Source organism: Pelistega ratti, from assembly GCF_009833965.1.
GTDB classification, from domain to species: Bacteria; Pseudomonadota; Gammaproteobacteria; order Burkholderiales; family Burkholderiaceae_B; genus Taylorella; species Taylorella ratti.
Window position 1 is genome coordinate 1372243 of sequence record NZ_CP047165.1, and the last position, 18900, is coordinate 1391142.

Here is an 18900-nt window from a genome sequence, read left to right on the forward strand (position 1 = left end):
ATTTAGCAATATTGAAATATTTTAATCCAAATTCAAGGATTGCAACATCTCTTTAATTGTTTTTTCATGTAATTCCCCTAAAAATACCGATTCAATCTCACCTCTCTCATTAAATAGTGCTGTAAAAGGTAATCCTCCTTTTGAATTACCTAACTGACGAATGAGTTTTAGCTGTTTAAGTTCCACTCGCCATAAGGGGTAAGAGACGTTTACCTTTTCCTCAAACTTTTGCATATTTTTAATAGAGTCCAAGGCAATACCAACAAACGGTACGTTAGGATATTGCTTACTCACTTGATCTAAAAGAGGCATTTCCCTTACACAAGGTGCACACCATGTTGCCCAGAAATTAACTAATACTGGCTTACCTTTAAAGGGAGCCATTGTACCCTTTTCTCCCTTTGTATTTTCAAGTGTGAGTTGCCAAAATTTCTCTAACGCTTCTGCATCAATTTGAGGGGTTCTAATAATATGTTCTGTTACTTTTTCTTGCTCAACCGCCTCTGTTTGATTAACCACTGTATCAGCAAAACTTATATTCCAAGTTAGCATTGCTAACATACCCAGTAAGCACCATTTTCTTTGTTTCATGACACGTACCTCTTTATCACGATAGTTAAATAACACTCTTTTTAAAAAGAGTAAAAAGATACCTTAATCATAGAAGAGTTATAGGAACTGTGCAAGTATTTTATATCATCCATTCTTTTGAATATTGATAGATTTCTTTTATCTATCTTGTTTTACACCATGATGGAAATACTTATTTATATTGAAAAAAGACTATGCTTATCTCACTTATATATCTATTATTGAAAATAATGCATAGTAAATTTAAATTTATTAAAACAAATTCAACATAATTTAAATACCCTATCACTATATGCAGTGATTTTGAATTAACTATTTCTAATTTAAAATAAAACATAAATTGATGTACTATTGATACATTACCTTTTTATATCTAGTATGGGTAAAGGCACTTTATGTCGCTCAAACCATCTTCTTTTTCCAATTCAATTTTATATTATAAAAACTTCGTTTGGTTTGCTAAAATATACCCATCACAACATAACAAGAGAGCATAATGCATATTCATATACTAGGTATTGGCGGAACATTTATGGGTGGGCTTGCCTTAATCGCACGAGCAGCAGGACATAAAGTAACAGGTTGCGATGCAGGAGTTTATCCTCCTATGAGTACTCAACTCAGCGAACAAGGCATTGAATTTATTGAGGGTTTTGGTGAAGAACAAATAGCACTTAATCCTGATTTATACATTATTGGTAATGTCGTTACTCGTGGTAATCCGCTGATGGAAGCAATTCTGGAGCAAAATCTTCCCTATACATCAGGACCACAATGGTTAGGTGATCATATTCTTCGACAACAGTATGTTTTAGCCGTTGCTGGAACTCATGGAAAAACCTCTACAAGCTCTATGCTCGCTTGGATTCTTGAAAAAGCCGGTTTAAAACCAAACTTTCTGATTGGTGGAATTGCAAGTGATTTTGGTATATCAGCAAGGTTTGCACCTGAAAATCAATATTTTGTGATTGAGGCGGATGAATACGATACCGCCTTTTTCGACAAACGCTCTAAATTTGTACATTACCACCCTCGTACGGCTATTCTCAATAACTTAGAATATGACCATGCGGATATTTTCCCTGATTTAGCAGCGATTGAAACACAATTTCATCACTTAGTTCGTACGATAGCAAAAAGTGGGGTTGTCATCACACCTCGTCATGATGAGGCTTTGCAAAGAGTCTTAGCTAGAGGGATTTGGTCAAGACAAGATTATTTTGGACAAGATGCCAATTGGCAATACAGACAGTATGATGCCGCAGGGCAGCAATTTGAAGTCATCCATCAACACAATGTTATAGGTACTGTTCAATGGTCTCATACTGGAATACATAATATTTATAATGCCTTAGCCGCTATTGCTGCAGCTTATTCTATCGGCATTGATCCTACTATTGCAATTACAGCACTCAATGAATTTAAAGGCATCCGCCGTCGCATGGAGCTTCGTGGTGAAGTAAACCATATTAAAGTATATGATGATTTTGCACATCACCCCACAGCTATTGCAACAACACTAGATGGTTTACGTCAAAAAGTAGGAAAAGAACGTATTATTGCCGTACTAGAGCCACGTTCTAATACCATGAAACTTGGCACAATGGCAGCTCGCTTACCAGAAGCACTTGCCCAAGCTGATATTGCTTTTTGTTACGGAGAAACACAAGGTAAACATGCTTTAGGCTGGACTCCTGAGTCTATTTTTGGTCAAGATGCACATAAAGTCAAGATATTCCATGATATTGAAGCATTAAAACACGCCATTGCCGATATCGCTCAATCAGGCGATCACATTCTTATTATGAGTAATGGTAGTTTTGGTGGTCTGCATGATAAGCTACTTAACGCATTACAGAGATGATAGTATTAATATGATTTTATATTTACACGGTTTCCGCTCAAGCCCTTTATCAGAAAAGTCACAATTGTTAGAAAAAGTGATGCAAGAACGAGGTGAAGCACATCTACTGCTATCACCTGCACTACCTGCTTCACCCAAACAAGCCATTGATTTATGCTTAAAATTAATCGCTGATACCCCAAAAGAAACGCTTTGTGTGATTGGTTCTTCACTTGGGGGTTATTATGCTACTTATTTAGCCGAAACATTGGGTTGTCGAGCCGTGTGTATTAATCCTAGTGTTTATGCTCCTCGTGATTTATCCACCCAACTAGAAGTACGCACACAATACTACTCAGAAGAACCCTTTATCTTTACCGCTGATTATATTAAAGAACTTTCTTCTTTATTTATACCGCAAATTCAGTACCCTGAACGCTTCTTTTTACTAGCCAGTAAACAAGATGAATTATTAGATTGGCAAGAAATGCAAGCACGCTATAAAGGAGCAAAGCAATTAATCGTCAATCATGAAGATCATGCTTTCAGTGGTTTTGCATATTATTTACCACTTATCTTAGACTTTGTTTTTAATCCCTAATATTTCTTACTATTGATGTACGTATTATTTGAAGAATCTGGTCAATTTAAGACAGGCACTATTTTGTCAGAAGCAGAAACCAGCTTACAAGTAGAAACTGCTTCAGGAAAGCGCAGCAAAATTAAACGTGCTAACCTAATATGGTCATTTGATGATGAAGACCCTCATACTTTACTTGATAAAGCTGGTGTGTTAGCTGCTGATATTGATATTAATTTTCTCTGGGAGATTGCCCCCACAGATGCTTTTAATGCAATAAGACTCGCCAAAGAATACTATGGTGATCACGCACGAACACTCGAACAAACTGCCCTATTATTGTGTTTATATCATCATCCTATCTATTTTCATCGAAAAGGAAAAGGAGTATTTTTAGCAGCACCACAAGAGATTTTACAGGCAGCGCTTCAAGCACAAGAAAAGAAAAGGCAACAAGCCCAACAACAGCAAGAATGGGCGGATGCAATGTTACGCGGAGAAACACCTGAAGCCTTAAAAGAGATTCTCCCCAGCTTTTTAAATACACCCAATAAAAATACACTAGAATGGAAAGCCTTTAGTCAAGTACTTGAACAGACTGGTTTAAGTGTGGCTGAACTCTTACTAAAACTGCGTGTTTTCCCTCATGCATTAGCAGTACACCGTGCAAGTTTTTTTGGTCAATATTTCCCTAAAGGGATAGATAATCCTACTTATCCTATTCCCACACCAGAGCCACTTCCTCAAGCTACCGTAAAAGCTTTTTCTATTGATGATCTTTCTACAACAGAAATAGATGATGCATTTAGTATTCAACCCATTGATACGGAAAACTTTATATTTGGTATCCATATTGCTTGTCCTGCTTTAGTCATTGATAGGGATTCTGCACTTGATTTAGCCGCTCGCCAACGTATGTCCACTGTTTACTTTCCAGGGGATAAGATTCCTATGCAAGAAGAGGCACTGATTAAAGCCTTTTCTTTAGATGAAGGCAAGTATTGCCCCACCCTATCACTCTATATCACAGCCAATATCACAACAGGAGAAATCCAAAAGGAAGAAACTCGATTAGAGCAAGTCTTTATTCAAGCAAACCTTAGAACCAACCACTTAGAATCGCTGCTTACAAAAGAAACACTAGAAAATCCAACAAGTGATATACCACACGGCACTCTTTTTAAACCGATGTGGGCATTTGCCAAGCACCTTTTGAAAGCCAGAGAAGAATACCGTGGTAAGCCTGAAATATCCGACCGTGTAGAATATTTATTTAATCTTGAAGGATCTCCTGATGATCCAGATGCTAAGCTCATTCTTACCCCTCGTATGCGCAATGCACCATTGGATAAGATGGTCGCTGAATTTATGATTCTATGTAATAGTCGTTGGGCAAAATACTTAGATGAATTGGGACTACCAGGGATTTTCCGTTCACAGCAAAATGGACGTGTTCGTATCAGTACACATTGCTTACCTCACGAAGCCATTGGGGTAGAATCTTACGCATGGACAACTTCTCCTTTACGACGTTATATTGACTTATTTAATCAAACTCAGCTGATTGCTGCTGTTAAGCATGGTATTTCCGCTCGTCTTGTTGCCCCTTACAAGCCCAAAGACCCTGCGATTTTCTCTATTATTAATGCATTTGAATCCAAATACACCAGTTATCTTGACCATCAACATAAAATGGAACGATATTGGTGTTTACGGTATCTAGAACAAAACCATATTCAGCGTACAACGGCTACAGTAATAAGGGATACGATTATTCGTTTTGATCATCTACCACTTACCACCTCACTACTTGATTTACCTGAGTTAGAAAAAGGAACGCCAATTGAGATTGATATTCTTGGCATAGATTTATATCAATTAACGGTATCCTGCCGTTTGGTGGCTATTCATTCATCCCCTACAGAGGAATTATCATAATGTCCCATTTTGCGGTTTTTGGTTATCCTATCCAACATAGTCTATCCCCCCGTATGCATCATTTATTTGCGGCACAATGTGGTTTAACACCTTTTCGTTATACAAAAGAATTAATTGAACCCCATCATTTTACTAACGCTGTACATTCTTTTTTTCAACAAGAGGGAAAAGGTCTTAACATTACCGTTCCTTTTAAACAAGAGGCTTTTTTACTCGCACAGCATCACTTAACAGAACGGGCAAAAACAGCAGGCGCTGTCAATACCTTATGGATAGAGAATGGTTTTTTACATGGCGATAATACCGATGGTATTGGTCTTGTTAATGATATAAAGCGACAAGGAATTTCCTTAAAAAATCAACGTATTCTGATTCTAGGAGCTGGCGGTGCCACAAGAGGGGTTATTCTACCGTTATTACAAGAAGAATGTGCTCTCTTACATATTGCAAATCGTACGGCAAGTAAAGCACAGGATATTGCCAAAACTTTTCAGGCTTATACCCCTATTCCCATCAGTGCCAGTGGATTAACGGATATTCCTAATCAGTGGGATATTATTATCAATGCAAGTGCTAGTAGCCTAGATAATACAGCTTTACCTATATCTTCCTCTCTTTTTACATCCACCTATTTTACTTATGATATGGTCTATACCCATAGCGGTAATACACCCTTTTTAGAGCAAGCACAACAATATGGTGTCAAACAATGTTCAGATGGTTTGGGTATGTTAGTCTATCAAGGTGCCGAGGCTTTCTTTATTTGGAATCACTATTATCCTGATGTGGATAGTGTTATTAAGACTCTTCGACATGATTTACACTCAATACAAAGCACTTAATCCACTCACCACCAATGCTAAGGGCTATAGTTATAGCCCTTTAGATACATATATCTATTATTAACATACAAAATAGAGTAAATACATTTTTTAAATATCAATTAATATTCCAAAAGATGCTCACCCTATATTTTCTATTGATAAATAAAATTAAACTTTTGTTCTAAACTAGGGTGTAAACTACGTCCAACAATACACATTTCTGTTGTTGCACTCTCTAGTATTTGACGTAATTCAGGCGAATATGCGGCTTTTAGATAAAAAGTAATTTCTATTTTTACGACGCTAAAATCTTCCATAGAAACTGTTTTACCACTTTCTGCATAGCAACCATTAAAACTAGCACCTGCACTTTCAGCTTTAAGCGCCATAATTGTCATTGCACATGTTGTTAAAGCAGAAACAAGTAAATCTGTCGGAGCAGATAATTCGCCCTTTCCACCCGCTGCCAAAGGACCATCAGTCAAAAACTGTTGCCCACTTGCTAAGTGTGTAACCTGTTGTTGTAATGCCCCTTGATAAACCACTTTAATGCTATTCATTCGTTAATACTCCTATCGATATAGCATAGATACTACCAGAAAATACATGACATATTTATATGAAAATTTTATGACGATTTCATTCTCTTTCTATACTTTACAATGAAACAAAAAATCACTCTAATAAATCGCCACAATCTATTATAATAAGCCATTCTACTTGATTTATCATCATAATATTTTTATGAGAACAGCTCGCCGTTATCTTGCCAGTGAAATCTATCGCACCACACTAGGAGTGATGCTTGTGCTACTAGGGCTTTTTACTTTCTTTGAAATGATTGATACGCTTGATAATCTTAATGAGCGTTTTTCATTTCTTTCGATGCTTTATTTACAAGCCCTACAAATCCCTACCCGTTTATACGATTTACTTCCTATCAGCCTTTTAATTGGTGCTGTCATTGCTTTAGCAGGATTGGCTCAACGTAATGAATTAGTCATTCTTCGTGTTTCAGGAATCAGTAGTAAAAAACTACTCTTAATGCTTTGGGTCATTACGATTCCTATTATGGTAATCGCCACCCTATTATCAGAGATTGCAACCCCCTTTGCCGAAGAAAAAACCAGTGAAGTAACCCTCTCCGTTTTAGGAAAAAGCAGCAATAAAATGAATAGTGGTTATTGGTTTAGAGAGCCTATTGATGATAGCCATTATCGTGTGATTAATATCCGCAAACTAAACTCTCTCAATGAAATTTCTACAGTTGTTATTTTTGAGTACAACACCCAAAAGAATGAGTTTTCTCGTATGATAACCGCTCAAAAAGCTGCACTACAAAATGGGATATTAAGCCTTAATCACGTCAATATCACCACCAGTCTCATTGATATTCAAACCACATTAAGCCAAGCAGATGCCCCTATTCAACAGGTATCTTCTATTCAACAATTAAATCAGCTTGAGTTCCCCACATCCTTAACAACAGAACGTCTTGTGGCGACAGAACTACAGCCTGACCGTATGTCAACCATTAATTTATTGAACTATATTCAATATCTTGAAGAAAACCACTTACAATCCAATCGGCATATTGTTGCTTTATGGCGTAAGGGTAGCTATCCTTTCACCCTCTTAGTCATGATTACCCTTGCCGCTCCTATTGGTTTTGTACAGAATCGAAAAGGTGGTGTTGGTGCTAAGATTTTTATCGGTATTTTAATAGGCATTATTTTCTTTATGGCAAATCAGCTTGCCCTTAATGTCGGTATGCTTAATAATTTACCCCCTTGGCTCACCGCCTTACTACCCAACATTATTGCTTTAACCCTTGCCTTTACAGCGCTTTATCTTATAGAGCGGCGAAGCAAACCGAGTACTTTTATTCATGCAAAATAAGACAAATCCTACTATTTGGGCAATTGGAGATGTTCAAGGTTGCTGTAATGCCCTTGATGATTTACTTCAACACCCTGAAATTGCCGAAGACCCTAATGCACATTTCTGGTTTGCTGGGGATTTAATTAATCGAGGACCATCCTCATTGCGCACCCTACGCACCATTATGAGTTTAGGGGACAGAGCTGTCTGTGTCTTAGGCAATCATGATTTGCACCTCTTAGCGGTCTATGCAGGTATTCGTCATCAAAATAAATCCGATACGATTGATGAGATTTTATATGCCCCTGATGCAGAAGAAATCATTCACTGGTTACGCCATCGTCCACTGGCTCATTATCAATATGATCACTTAATGGTTCATGCTGGGGTAATGGCAAATTGGGATGTCAAAAAAACCATCAAACTCGCTGATGAAATTGCAGAGGTTTTGCAATCTAAACAGTGGAAGAAATACCTTCAAAAAATGTATGGTAATGAGCCTAATCGTTGGCGAGACTCCCTCACTGGTTCAAAACGTCGCCGAGTTATTATCAATGCACTTACTCGAATGCGAATGTGTTATCCCGATGGCTCAATGGAATTTGGCTCTAAAGACTCACCCTCTAACCATAAAAGTGCTAACTTACTACCTTGGTTTGATGTACCTAACCGTAAAACAGAGAAAACAACGATTATCTTTGGTCATTGGTCAACACTAGGTTTAATGGTTCGCAAACACTTATTAGCACTTGATACCGGTTGTGTATGGGGAGGAAAACTGAGTGCTATTCGTCTTAACGACCGTAAACTCGTACAAGTAGATTGCGAAGGAAAAGGAAAGAAATAGAAATAAAACGTGTATTTTTGTAATGGTTTTTACTAATTGTTCACTTATAAGTTTTAGATAAAAATTATCTTATAGCAGTAACATCAGTTGATATATAAAAACCATTACAGCAGAGGAAAGCTATGCTAAGCAATAATGCACTATACGAGAAAGCTCTTTCTTTTATCAAAGAAAATCATTTTTATCATCTATATGCCAAAGATTTGGAATGGCAACCTTAATAAGACCTATTTATTAATAACATAATAACAGGTAGCCTTTTTGATATACATTTTATATCAGCTCACCTTATACAATAATTATTCTACTTACCTAAATAGCACATTTATTCGATGATGTAGTTTAATCAAAAACCACCGCATCATCTCTTTGTCTCACCAGATTGTCATCATCACTTAAAAACAGCATAGGAGTATTTATGAACCCTACCTTTATTGACGGCAGTATTATTGCACAGTATTTTTATTTAGGACTTTTATTATTAATTATTGCTTCTTTTGTGGCAGGCTATATTGATGCTATTGCTGGTGGCGCAGGTCTCATTTTAATCCCCTCTTTCTTAATGGTCGGCTTACCTCCTCAATTAGCCCTAGGACAAGAAAAACTCGTCAGTACCATTGGAACAATTGCCGCCATTAAAAACTTTATGAAAAGTAGTGCTATTATTTGGCAAATTGTCCCTGTTGGTATTATTTCTGCTTTATTAGGGGCTTATTTAGGAGCAGAGGCTATTTTAATGTTACCCACTCATGTGATTAACTATATTATCTTTGCACTTCTTCCTTTAGGCTTACTTGCCACCTTATTTAAAGGGAAATTACTCGTTAAAAATCCATCAGGAACAGAGATTAAAAAATCTGCTCTAGCCGTATTTATCACCTGCCTAATTGTTGGTTTCTATGATGGTTTTTTTGGACCGGGAACAGGGAGTATCTTTATTATCGCTCTCTTTATTATTAATAAATTACCCTTACTTCAAGCCTCTGCTACCTCCAAAATCTTTAATTTCGCCTCTAATATAGGCGCTTTTGTTTCTTTTTTAATCGCAGGAAAAATGGCATTCCTTATTGGTATTCCTATGATTATCGCCAACTTACTAGGTAATCATTTTGGTAGTCTTCATGCTATTCACTCCAATGGTGAAATTATTAAAAAGGTTTTAGTGATTACCGTTGGTCTATTAATGCTATCATTAGCCTATAAAGCACTCTCTTAAAAGGAATATAAGATGAAAACCGCATTAGTAACAGGCGCAACGTCTGGTTTTGGTTTAGCCATTTGCAAAACACTTCTCCAAACCAACTACCGTGTCATCGGAACAGGTAGAAGAGGTGAACGTTTAGAAGAACTCTCCGCTCAATTTGGAGAGCAATTCTTACCGCTTGTTTTTGATATTCAGGACATTAATGCCATAGAAAAACAACTAACAAACCGCCCTAGTCAGTGGCAATCTATCGATTTATTAGTGAATAATGCTGGGCTAGCACTCGGTTTAGAATCAGCAGACAAAGCCAATTTAAACGATTGGTTCACCATGATTGATACAAATATCAAAGGATTAGTCGCTATCACACGCTTTATTCTACCCGAAATGGTTGCTAAGAATAGTGGGCATATTATCAATATTGGTTCCATTGCGAGTTCATATCCCTATCCAGGCGGTAATGTCTATGGAGGAACAAAAGCCTTTGTAAAACAATTTAGTTTAAATTTACGTGCCGATTTAGCAGGCACAGCTATCCGCGTGAGTAATGTTGAGCCAGGGTTATGCGGTGGAACAGAATTTTCTAATATCCGCTTTAAAGGCGATGATGATAAAGCAGCAAAGGTCTATGAAAATGTACAATATGTTAGCCCTGAGGATATTGCTAATATCGTATTATGGATTAACCAACAACCTCCTCATGTCAATATTAATCGTATTGAGGTTATGCCAACCGCACAAACATTTTCACCATTGGCGGTGGCAAGAGAGGGTTAATATAGATTAAATCTATACAAAAAATAACCCCTATAGACAAAGGGGTTATTTCATCACTAAAAATAGTTTATATCTTAAATAATATTATAACTACTTAATTTAACTATCAATTAAGCAACAATCTTTTACTGTTACTCCACACTCACTTCTTTCAGCAAAATCTCACGGATCTGTTCAATGAGTTCTTGACGAGTAATCAATACCTCTTCCCCCGCTTTTGTAACTGGTGGCAAAAACCGTACAGTTACCCCTACATCTTTACTACTCAATAATACCCACATATTGGCTAATAAGGTTTGTTCACCAATAAACGCTACTCGACCACTACGTTGTTGTTGATAATAGAATAAGAGGGCAACAGGCTGAATAGGAACTCGGGCATTCATTGCACCCTCTAATAAACCACTATACATATGCAGAATACTTAACCCATCACTTGTCGTCCCCTCAGGGAATAGACCAATACACGTATTTTGATCAAAATGGGCTTTCATACTAGCATTGATGGTAACAACATCTGATTTTGAGCCTCTTTGAATAAAAATAGTCCCCACAGCCCCAACTAACCAACCAATCACTGGCCATTGACGAATTTCTGCTTTTGCAATAAATGAGGTCGCTCGTTGGCTATTAATAATAAAAATATCAATCCATGAGACATGGTTAGCCACCAACATAACAGGTGCATCTAAAATAGGTTTTCCCTCTTGCTGAATATGCACACCTGTCATCTTCATTAAGTAGTATGACCAATACCGCACAATCGTCTCTCTGGTATTTTTCTTTAGCCAAGGAAATGATAAAGATACGATTAATAAACCAATTATTAGCCAAATAACTAAAAAGAATAATCGTACACTAAAACGCAAGTAAGCCAATATTCTCTCCCTACTGCCAAACCACTTGACCACCAACAATGGTCATTTTGACTTTTGCAGGAACTTCATAATTTTTAAAGGGTGTATAGGCACTTTGGCTAACTAAGTTTTTATCATTCACTTGCCAACTTTCATCTAAATCCACAATTGCCAAATCAGCAGGAGCACCAACAGTTAATTGCCCTGATACGGGTACTTGATTTTTACCACTTAAAGATAAAATCCGATATGGATTAAGGGTAATTTTTGCCAAAGCCTCTAAGAGAGGAATACGATTCTCGATTGCCCATTTATAGACAAGACTAAATAATAACTCTACCCCTGTTGCTCCAGGAACCGCTTCGCCAAAAGGCAATAGTTTTTCTTCATCATCGAGTGGATTATGATCTGAACAAATCGCATCAATTGTACCGTCCAATAAACCTTGTGTAATTGCATCTCGATCTCGCTGAGAACGTAAAGGAGGATAAAGGCGATAATTACTATCAAAGAAACCAATATCACTATCAATTAAATGAAGATGATTAACAGAGACATCACACGTTACAGGCATACCTTGTGCTTTTGCATGACGTACTAAATCAATCCCTTCCGCGCTACTTAATCGGCATAAGTGTAAACGAACACGAGGGTTGCGATTAAGCTCAAATAAAGCATGTAACGCAATGGTTTCAGCTTGAACAGGAATACCTGATAAACCTAATCGAGAAGCAAAAGCGCCACTTGCCGCAACACCAGCCCCCGCTAAATCAGCATCAGAGGGTTGAATCCATAGCGTACAATCAAATGTTCTGGCATATTGCATGGCTCGGCTTAATACGGTTAAATTTAATAAGCCTTTATTTGCTTGAGAAAATCCAATACAACCTGCTTCTGTTAAGGCTGCCATCTCGGTAAGAATATCCCCTTTAAGCCCTACTGTTAAAGCCCCTAAGGGGTAAAGATGAGCTTGATTTAATTGCCTAGCCCGATTTTTAAGCATTTGTACCAAACCCGGCTCATCTAAACTTGGGTCAGTATCGGGTGGTAAGACTAAACTTGTTACCCCTCCCGCTATTGCTGCCTTCATTTCAGATGCCAAAGTAGCACGGTGTTCATTTCCTGGTTCTTTAAGACGCACCGATAAATCCACTAATCCAGGGATAACAACTTTATGAGAAGCATCAATCGTTTGATCAGGCACAAAACCATCTATTGTATTAATCCCTACAATCTTACCCTCTGCAATATCAATCGTTGCTAACTCATCTTGCTGTGTACTAGGATTTAATAATCGTCCATTTATAATTCTTAATTTCATACGCTTGCTCCTGCCACAATACTCATCACTGCCATACGCACTGCAATACCAAAGGTTACTTGATCTAAGATAACCGCTTGAGAACCATCAGCTACAGCTGAATCAATCTCTACGCCCCTATTCATAGGTCCAGGGTGCATCACAATTGCATCCGATTTTGCTAAGGCTAATTTTTCCTCTGTCAAACCATACTCTTTAAAATATTCTTGAGGTGACGGTAATAAAGCCCCTTTCATACGCTCATTCTGTAATCGCAACATAATAATGACATCAACATCTTTTAAACCTTCTTTCATATCGGTAAAGACACGGACACCCATTTGCTCTAAACCACTCGGTAATAATGTCCACGGTGCTATAGCACGAATTTCAGGTACACCTAGTGTTGTTAAAGCATGAATATCAGAACGTGCCACTCGAGAATGAAGAATATCACCCACAATGGCTACCGTTAGATTAGAAAAATCTTTTTTAAAGTGGCGAATCGTGTACATATCCAATAAGGCTTGTGTCGGATGAGCATGACGACCATCACCTGCATTAACCACATGAATATGCGGATTAACGTGCTGAGCAATTAAATAAGGGGCTCCACTCATTTCATGACGAACCACAAATATATCTGCTTGCATCGCCGTTAAATTGCTAATAGTATCTAATAAGGTCTCCCCTTTTGAGGTTGAGGAAGAACTAATATTTAAATTAAATACATCAGCTGATAAACGTTTTGCGGCAATTTCAAAGGTTGTACGCGTACGTGTAGAATTTTCAAAAAATAAATTAAATACGCTCTTTCCTCGTAATAAAGGTACTTTTTTAACCTCTCTATCGGCAAGAGGGACAAAGCTTTGTGCTGTATCCAGAATATGCGTAATAATATTTTTGGGAAGCCCCTCTGTTGTCAATAAATGCGTGAGCTCTCCATGTCGGTTAAGTTGAGGATTAAACACCGCTTTTTTCCTTTTCAATTGCTATATCAAATAAATGCTGTTCATTATATGAAAGAACGAAATTTGTACCTTGTGCTAATGGAATATAGCCACCAACAACATTTGCCTCAATCGGTAACTGACGACCACCTCGATCAATTAAGACTGCCAGTGCAATAGAAGCTGGACGACCATAATCAAATAACTCATTCATCGTGGCACGAATCGTACGACCCGTATAAAGAATATCATCCACCACAATAATGTGCTTATCATTTACATCAAAGAGAATTTGTGTGGGTTGTTTCTGTGTATGAAGCCCTATTTTATGAAAATCATCACGATAAAAACTCGTATTGAGATACCCTACCTCATTTGTAAGATTTAAATCTTTTTGAAGGCGCTGCACAATCCATGCACCACCAGAATAAATACCAACTAGATGTACTTGATGAAGAGGTTTTGTTTTTATGAGTTCTTCTATCCCTTTTTTGAGTTGCATATATAACTGTTCCGCTGTAGGTAATTGCATATGATTTCCTTTCAAATAGTTAGTTTATTTTACATCAGATTGCTTATCTACATATTGATTACAGCAACAGATAGATAAGCTAAACAACCTCATTTGGATAATGATCAAAATACCTTTCTAAGATAATGGCTGCCGCCATATCATCTTCATCACCATGCCGACCTAAACGCTCTTGTGCCTGCATACTACTTCCTCTTTCATCAACCAGAACAACAGGCAAATGAAAGCGACCATGTAACTGATTGGCAAATCGTCTTGCATGACCTGATGCAAACTGCTCACCCCCTTCTTCCGTTAAGGGTAATCCTACCACTAATATATCTGGTTTCCATTCTTCTAATAAGGTTTGGATTCGCTCAAAACGTTCTTGCCTCGTTTGCGAACGGATAATTACCAAGGGGCTTGCCTCTCTTAATAAGGTATTACCTATCGCTACCCCTATTTTTTTTAAACCAAAATCAAATGCTAATACTGTTTTATGCATGACCCGCTTCACCTGATAACAAACTCGGATCAAATCCTAATAATTTGATGGCTCGGTAATAACGCTCAGAAACGGGGCATTTAAAGATAATATCGGTTGAGGCTTTTACCGTTAGCCAAACATTATCTGCTATCTCCTCTTCTAATTGACCAGCATCCCACCCTGCATAGCCTAGCGTTAGCATAAAATGTACAGGACCTTCTCCTTTAGCAATATCAATCAAAATATCCTTAGAAGATGTCATACGCAAATCACTCTTATCAATGGTTGAGCGATATGTTTTATCTAAAGTATGTATAACAAACCCTTTATCATCATTAACCGGCCCCCCAAAATACACTAAATGGGGAGCTGTTTTTTCTTTGGCTTCTTCTTCACTTACACCATATTCTGTTATATCACCCACCAAATCATGAAAAGGAATGGTAGAGGGTTGATTAATAATAAACCCAACCGCACCATCCTCATTATGGCTAAATACATAAATAACGCTACCATCAAAAAGATCTAACTCCTTAGAAGGCATCGCTATTAAAAAATGCCCCTCTAAATTTAGGGATTCATTATCACTCATATCTTTCCATTGTGTTTGCTTAGCCTTTGATTACGCTAACGCTTTTAAGATAATACCTATTTTAAATGGCGACTATTTGGAAATCTGCCTTACTTGCTCCACATTCTGGACAGGACCAATCATCAGGGACATCTTCCCATTTCGTACCAGGTGGGATACCCTCTTCTGGATCACCAACTGCCTCATCATAGACCCAACTACAAATTAAACATTGCCATTTCTGCATAAAAGTATCCTTTGTTATACAATAAATAGTTCGTACTGTATTAATAAACTGTACGCTATTTTACAGCAAACACACCATACTTTTTCTAAGATATCCTAGGTTTTACCGAGTATGCATACACTATTTCCCTCTGGACTCTATGGCATTACCCCCGAATGGACAGACTTTCCTCGATTATTAAAAGCCATTGAACAAGTCTGTTTAGCAGGTATCCCTACCTTACAATGGCGGCGTAAAGGCATACCCTTTGAACAAGCCTGCGAACAAGCTGCCCAAGTACTTACTCTCTGCCAAAATAGTGGAACATTGTTAGTGATTAATGATGATTGGAAACTCGCCTTACATATTGGTGCTCCTGCTGTTCATATCGGAAAAGATGATGGCAATATATTGCATATCAAAAAAACACTAACACAAACACAAAAATCGCTACTTATCGGTGTCAGTTGTTATAATCAACTATCACTTGCACAGCAAGCTATCCAGCAAGGAGCAGATTACGTTGCCTTTGGAGCTGTTTTTCCATCTAGCGTCAAACCCAACGCTGTCAAAGCACCATTAGACTTATTTTCCCAGATAAAAACAGTTGTGAGTAACCCACCACCAGTCATTGGCATTGGTGGCATTACATTACAGAACGCCCATCAGGTAATTCAGGCTGGTGCAGATAGTATTGCTGTTATTTCTGGTCTATTTGAGCAAGATGATATACGTCAAACTTGCCAAGATTTTATCCAACTTTTTAAACAGAATAATCATGACTAATCAAGAAATTTTTCAACGTGCGCAACAAACTATTCCTGGGGGAGTTAACTCTCCCGTTCGTGCTTTTAAATCCGTCGGTGGAACACCCCGTTTTATCGCCAGAGCCGAAGGCGCTCATATTTGGGATATTGAGGGCAAACAATATATTGACTATCTAGGATCTTGGGGACCTGCTATTGTAGGACACGCTCACCCAGAAGTCGTAAAAGCTGTTCAAGATGCTACACTCAATGGACTATCTTTTGGTGCACCTACCGAGGGAGAAGTTGTTTTAGCCGAAAAAATTGCCGAGTTACTTCCCTCTATTGAACAAGTACGCCTTGTGAGCTCAGGGACAGAAGCAACCATGAGTGCTATTCGTTTAGCACGTGGTTTTACTGGTCGAAAAAAAATTATCAAATTTGAAGGCTGCTATCATGGTCATTCAGACAGCTTGCTTGTTAAGGCTGGTTCTGGGCTATTGACTTTTGGTAACCCCTCTTCTGCAGGTGTTCCTGCCGAATTCGTTAGTCATACTATCGTACTAGACTATAACGATATAGATAAGGTGAAAAAAACCTTTGAAGAAGTCGGTCATGATATTGCCTGCATTATCGTAGAGCCAATTGCAGGGAATATGAATCTTGTAAAACCTGTTGTTGGCTTTCTCGAAGGACTACGAGAGTTATGTACTGCTTACGGTGCTTTATTGATTTTTGATGAAGTGATGACAGGTTTTCGTGCTGGTCCTAAAGGGGTGCAAGGGCTTACAGGTATTAAACCTGATTTAACCACCCTAGCCAAAGTAATTGGTGGGGGTATGCCTGTCGGTGCATTTGGTGGACGTAAAGAAATTATGCAACATATTGCCCCTATGGGTGCTGTTTATCAAGCAGGAACATTATCTGGCAATCCCATTTCTGTTGCAGCAGGGCTAAAAACACTCGAGATTCTCTCTCGCCCCGGATTTTATGAAAAATTAACATCAGCTACTGAAGCCCTTATCACTGGACTTAAAGAAAAAGCCGCTAAACACCATATTGCTTTTAGTGCAGACTCTGTTGGGGGAATGTTTGGTATTTATTTCCGCTCTAGTATTCCTACTCGTTTTGCTGAAGTACATGAGAGCAATATTACTGCCTTTAATACCTTTTTCCATGCTATGTTAGATGAGGGGGTTCATCTCGCACCATCTGCTTTTGAAGCTGGATTTGTCTCTGCCTGCCATGATAATGAGGTATTAAATAAAACCTTTGAGGCTGCCGATAAAGCTTTTGCTAAAGTAGCAGCACTTTAACATTCAAATACGATAAAGCACCAAAAATAACATTGGTGCTTTATTATTATTTATACCCAATTTATCTATTGGGTAATATATAACAAGTATTATTTTAGGAGGATAGTATGCCAATCAATTTCCATATTCCAAAGCACCATGAAATTTACCCTGTTAAGGGAGTAAAAATCGGTATTACTTCTGCTGGTATTAAAACAGAGGGGAAAAAAGATATTACCGTTTTTTATTTTAGCGAACATACCACTGTTGCAGGGGTATTTACAACTAACCGTTTTTGCGCAGCACCCGTACAAATTTGCAAACAACGATTAGCCTCCCATGCTGCTATTAGAGCCTTATTAATTAATACAGGTAATGCCAATGCAGGCACGGGGGAGCAAGGAATACAAGACGCATTAGCAACCTCTGCTGTCTTAGCCAATACATTACATTTAAATGAAAACCAGGTCTTACCCTTTTCAACTGGGGTTATTTTAGAACCACTACCTACGGATAAAATTAAAAAAGCAATTCCTGATGCCGTTATGCATTTAGCCGAGAATGAATGGTTTAATGCTGCCTATAGTATTATGACAACCGATACTGTTCCTAAAATTGCATCTCGCCAGTTAATCATTGATGACAAAACAGTCACGATAACAGGTATCAGCAAAGGGGCTGGTATGATTCGCCCCAATATGGCTACCATGCTAGGGTTTATTGCAACAGATGCACATATTGCTCAACCATTATTAGAAAAAATGACCACAGCCATTGCCAATCAATCCTTTAACCGTATTACTGTTGATGGCGATACCTCAACCAATGATTCCTTTATTATCGCGGCAACCGGTCAAAGTGGTGTGAATGCGATAGAGGGAACAAAAACTTTTGATATTATCCAAACAGCACTTACCGATATTGCGCGTGAACTTGCTCAAAAAATTATCCGTGATGCAGAAGGGGCAACTAAATTTATCACCATTACCGTTGAACAAGCTAAGAACAGTGATGAAGCCTTAAAGGTTGCTTATGCTATCGCCCACTCACCACTGGTAAAAACCGCATTCTTTGCTTCAGATCCTAATCTAGGGCGTATTCTTGCGGCAATTGGTTATGCAGGGATAGCCGATTTAGATACACAATCCCTTTCTCTCTATTTAGGCGATGTATTAGTAGCGAGTAATGGTGGTCGCCATCCTGCCTATCAAGAAGAACAAGGACAAGCCGTAATGAAAGAGGAAGAAATTACCGTGCGTGTTGTGCTGTACCGTGGAGAGGTAACAGAAACAATTTATACTTGCGATTTTTCTTATGATTATGTGAGGATTAATGCGGACTATCGGACGTAGGGGAAGAGATAATAGGGTTATATTACTTTTAAGCTAAAAGCAATAAAGGGAAAAGCACGGAAAAATAGTGTTGAGTCGCTCAAACAGTTCTTTCGCTTCGCTACAGAAAACTCGCTTTAT

General features: G+C 38.1%; 20 protein-coding genes. 11 read left to right on the top strand and 9 right to left on the bottom strand.

Going from position 1 to position 18900, the window contains the following annotated elements:
• Positions 1-21 precede the first annotated feature (21 nt).
• Entirely contained in the window at positions 22-591 is a 570-nt protein-coding gene (locus F9B76_RS05880; RefSeq protein ID WP_235914871.1) for a TlpA family protein disulfide reductase, read from the bottom strand.
• 496 nt (positions 592-1087) lie between these two features.
• Between F9B76_RS05880 and mpl the strand changes: the two genes are divergently transcribed.
• The 4 genes from mpl to aroE are packed head-to-tail and all read left to right on the top strand — an operon-like array spanning position 1088 to position 5794.
• Positions 1088-2455, top strand: coding sequence for a UDP-N-acetylmuramate:L-alanyl-gamma-D-glutamyl-meso-diaminopimelate ligase (gene mpl / locus F9B76_RS05885; protein WP_159991276.1), 1368 nt, complete (start codon positions 1088-1090; stop codon positions 2453-2455).
• A gap of 10 nt (positions 2456-2465) precedes the next feature.
• Positions 2466-3035, top strand: a complete 570-nt coding sequence (locus F9B76_RS05890; protein ID WP_159991277.1) for a YqiA/YcfP family alpha/beta fold hydrolase — start codon at positions 2466-2468, stop codon at positions 3033-3035.
• Positions 3036-3050: 15 nt separating this feature from the next.
• Positions 3051-4952, top strand: coding sequence for a ribonuclease catalytic domain-containing protein (locus F9B76_RS05895; protein WP_159991278.1), 1902 nt, complete (start codon positions 3051-3053; stop codon positions 4950-4952).
• On the top strand, positions 4952-5794 hold the full coding sequence (gene aroE, locus F9B76_RS05900) for a shikimate dehydrogenase (protein ID WP_159991279.1): 843 nt from the start codon (positions 4952-4954) through the stop codon (positions 5792-5794). The genes F9B76_RS05895 and aroE overlap by 1 nt, the downstream gene beginning before the upstream one ends.
• 134 nt (positions 5795-5928) lie before the next feature.
• Here aroE and F9B76_RS05905 read toward each other — a convergent pair whose 3' ends face one another.
• Positions 5929-6336, bottom strand: coding sequence for an OsmC family protein (locus F9B76_RS05905; RefSeq protein WP_159991280.1), 408 nt, complete (start codon positions 6334-6336; stop codon positions 5929-5931).
• Between the two features lie 184 nt (positions 6337-6520).
• Here F9B76_RS05905 and lptG point away from each other — a divergent pair, with 184 nt between their 5' ends.
• The 4 genes from lptG (at position 6521) to F9B76_RS05925 (ending at position 10485) form a co-directional block, all read left to right on the top strand.
• Positions 6521-7675: an LPS export ABC transporter permease LptG gene (gene lptG, locus F9B76_RS05910; RefSeq protein WP_159991281.1), complete on the top strand. Its 1155-nt coding sequence runs from the start codon at positions 6521-6523 to the stop codon at positions 7673-7675.
• Positions 7665-8504 carry a symmetrical bis(5'-nucleosyl)-tetraphosphatase gene (locus F9B76_RS05915; protein ID WP_159991282.1) on the top strand — a complete coding sequence of 280 codons (840 nt, stop codon included), beginning with the start codon at positions 7665-7667 and terminating at the stop codon, positions 8502-8504. Before lptG ends, F9B76_RS05915 begins: the two co-directional genes overlap by 11 nt.
• A gap of 418 nt (positions 8505-8922) precedes the next feature.
• The gene (locus F9B76_RS05920; protein ID WP_159991283.1) at positions 8923-9720 is read left to right on the top strand and encodes a sulfite exporter TauE/SafE family protein; all 798 of its coding nucleotides are present in this window, start codon (positions 8923-8925) and stop codon (positions 9718-9720) included.
• A gap of 12 nt (positions 9721-9732) precedes the next feature.
• Positions 9733-10485 carry an SDR family oxidoreductase gene (locus tag F9B76_RS05925; RefSeq protein ID WP_159991284.1) on the top strand — a complete coding sequence of 251 codons (753 nt, stop codon included), beginning with the start codon at positions 9733-9735 and terminating at the stop codon, positions 10483-10485.
• A gap of 131 nt (positions 10486-10616) precedes the next feature.
• Here the strand turns inward: F9B76_RS05925 and F9B76_RS05930 are convergent, their stop codons facing one another.
• From F9B76_RS05930 to F9B76_RS05960, 7 genes are all read right to left on the bottom strand, one after another.
• Entirely contained in the window at positions 10617-11363 is a 747-nt protein-coding gene (locus F9B76_RS05930; protein ID WP_243140614.1) for a lysophospholipid acyltransferase family protein, read from the bottom strand.
• A gap of 10 nt (positions 11364-11373) precedes the next feature.
• Positions 11374-12663, bottom strand: a complete 1290-nt coding sequence (locus F9B76_RS05935; RefSeq protein ID WP_159991285.1) for a dihydroorotase — start codon at positions 12661-12663, stop codon at positions 11374-11376.
• Positions 12660-13613 carry an aspartate carbamoyltransferase catalytic subunit gene (locus F9B76_RS05940; protein WP_159991286.1) on the bottom strand — a complete coding sequence of 318 codons (954 nt, stop codon included), beginning with the start codon at positions 13611-13613 and terminating at the stop codon, positions 12660-12662. Before F9B76_RS05940 ends, F9B76_RS05935 begins: the two co-directional genes overlap by 4 nt.
• Entirely contained in the window at positions 13606-14124 is a 519-nt protein-coding gene (pyrR, locus tag F9B76_RS05945; RefSeq protein WP_159991287.1) for a bifunctional pyr operon transcriptional regulator/uracil phosphoribosyltransferase PyrR, read from the bottom strand. Before pyrR ends, F9B76_RS05940 begins: the two co-directional genes overlap by 8 nt.
• 79 nt (positions 14125-14203) lie before the next feature.
• A complete protein-coding gene (gene ruvX / locus F9B76_RS05950; protein WP_159991288.1) occupies positions 14204-14608 on the bottom strand; it encodes a Holliday junction resolvase RuvX in 405 nt (134 codons plus the stop codon).
• A complete protein-coding gene (locus F9B76_RS05955; RefSeq protein ID WP_243140615.1) occupies positions 14601-15182 on the bottom strand; it encodes a YqgE/AlgH family protein in 582 nt (193 codons plus the stop codon). The genes ruvX and F9B76_RS05955 overlap by 8 nt, the downstream gene beginning before the upstream one ends.
• Positions 15183-15243: 61 nt before the next feature.
• Positions 15244-15408, bottom strand: a complete 165-nt coding sequence (locus tag F9B76_RS05960; RefSeq protein WP_159991289.1) for a rubredoxin — start codon at positions 15406-15408, stop codon at positions 15244-15246.
• Between the two features lie 111 nt (positions 15409-15519).
• Between F9B76_RS05960 and thiE the strand changes: the two genes are divergently transcribed.
• From thiE to argJ, 3 genes are all read left to right on the top strand, one after another.
• The gene (thiE, locus tag F9B76_RS05965) at positions 15520-16173 is read left to right on the top strand and encodes a thiamine phosphate synthase (RefSeq protein ID WP_159991290.1); all 654 of its coding nucleotides are present in this window, start codon (positions 15520-15522) and stop codon (positions 16171-16173) included.
• Entirely contained in the window at positions 16166-17449 is a 1284-nt protein-coding gene (gene hemL / locus F9B76_RS05970) for a glutamate-1-semialdehyde 2,1-aminomutase (protein WP_423805504.1), read from the top strand. Before thiE ends, hemL begins: the two co-directional genes overlap by 8 nt.
• Positions 17450-17556: 107 nt before the next feature.
• Entirely contained in the window at positions 17557-18780 is a 1224-nt protein-coding gene (gene argJ / locus F9B76_RS05975; RefSeq protein ID WP_159991291.1) for a bifunctional glutamate N-acetyltransferase/amino-acid acetyltransferase ArgJ, read from the top strand.
• Positions 18781-18900: the final 120 nt, after the last annotated feature.

Excerpts from the sequence above, each read along its gene's own strand:
- F9B76_RS05880 (WP_235914871.1), bottom strand. The coding sequence starts at position 591 with ATGAAACAAAGAAAATGGTGCTTACTGGGTATGTTAGCAATGCTAACT.
- pyrR (WP_159991287.1), bottom strand. The coding sequence starts at position 14,124 with ATGCAATTACCTACAGCGGAACAGTTATATATGCAACTCAAAAAAGGG.
- F9B76_RS05920 (WP_159991283.1), top strand. The coding sequence starts at position 8,923 with ATGAACCCTACCTTTATTGACGGCAGTATTATTGCACAGTATTTTTAT.
- F9B76_RS05905 (WP_159991280.1), bottom strand. The coding sequence starts at position 6,336 with ATGAATAGCATTAAAGTGGTTTATCAAGGGGCATTACAACAACAGGTT.
- hemL (WP_423805504.1), top strand. The coding sequence starts at position 16,166 with ATGACTAATCAAGAAATTTTTCAACGTGCGCAACAAACTATTCCTGGG.
- F9B76_RS05955 (WP_243140615.1), bottom strand. The coding sequence starts at position 15,182 with ATGAGTGATAATGAATCCCTAAATTTAGAGGGGCATTTTTTAATAGCG.
- ruvX (WP_159991288.1), bottom strand. The coding sequence starts at position 14,608 with ATGCATAAAACAGTATTAGCATTTGATTTTGGTTTAAAAAAAATAGGG.
- thiE (WP_159991290.1), top strand. The coding sequence starts at position 15,520 with ATGCATACACTATTTCCCTCTGGACTCTATGGCATTACCCCCGAATGG.
- F9B76_RS05915 (WP_159991282.1), top strand. The coding sequence starts at position 7,665 with ATGCAAAATAAGACAAATCCTACTATTTGGGCAATTGGAGATGTTCAA.
- aroE (WP_159991279.1), top strand. The coding sequence starts at position 4,952 with ATGTCCCATTTTGCGGTTTTTGGTTATCCTATCCAACATAGTCTATCC.
- mpl (WP_159991276.1), top strand. The coding sequence starts at position 1,088 with ATGCATATTCATATACTAGGTATTGGCGGAACATTTATGGGTGGGCTT.
- F9B76_RS05925 (WP_159991284.1), top strand. The coding sequence starts at position 9,733 with ATGAAAACCGCATTAGTAACAGGCGCAACGTCTGGTTTTGGTTTAGCC.
- F9B76_RS05895 (WP_159991278.1), top strand. The coding sequence starts at position 3,051 with ATGTACGTATTATTTGAAGAATCTGGTCAATTTAAGACAGGCACTATT.
- F9B76_RS05935 (WP_159991285.1), bottom strand. The coding sequence starts at position 12,663 with ATGAAATTAAGAATTATAAATGGACGATTATTAAATCCTAGTACACAG.
- lptG (WP_159991281.1), top strand. The coding sequence starts at position 6,521 with ATGAGAACAGCTCGCCGTTATCTTGCCAGTGAAATCTATCGCACCACA.
- argJ (WP_159991291.1), top strand. The coding sequence starts at position 17,557 with ATGCCAATCAATTTCCATATTCCAAAGCACCATGAAATTTACCCTGTT.
- F9B76_RS05960 (WP_159991289.1), bottom strand. The coding sequence starts at position 15,408 with ATGCAGAAATGGCAATGTTTAATTTGTAGTTGGGTCTATGATGAGGCA.
- F9B76_RS05890 (WP_159991277.1), top strand. The coding sequence starts at position 2,466 with ATGATTTTATATTTACACGGTTTCCGCTCAAGCCCTTTATCAGAAAAG.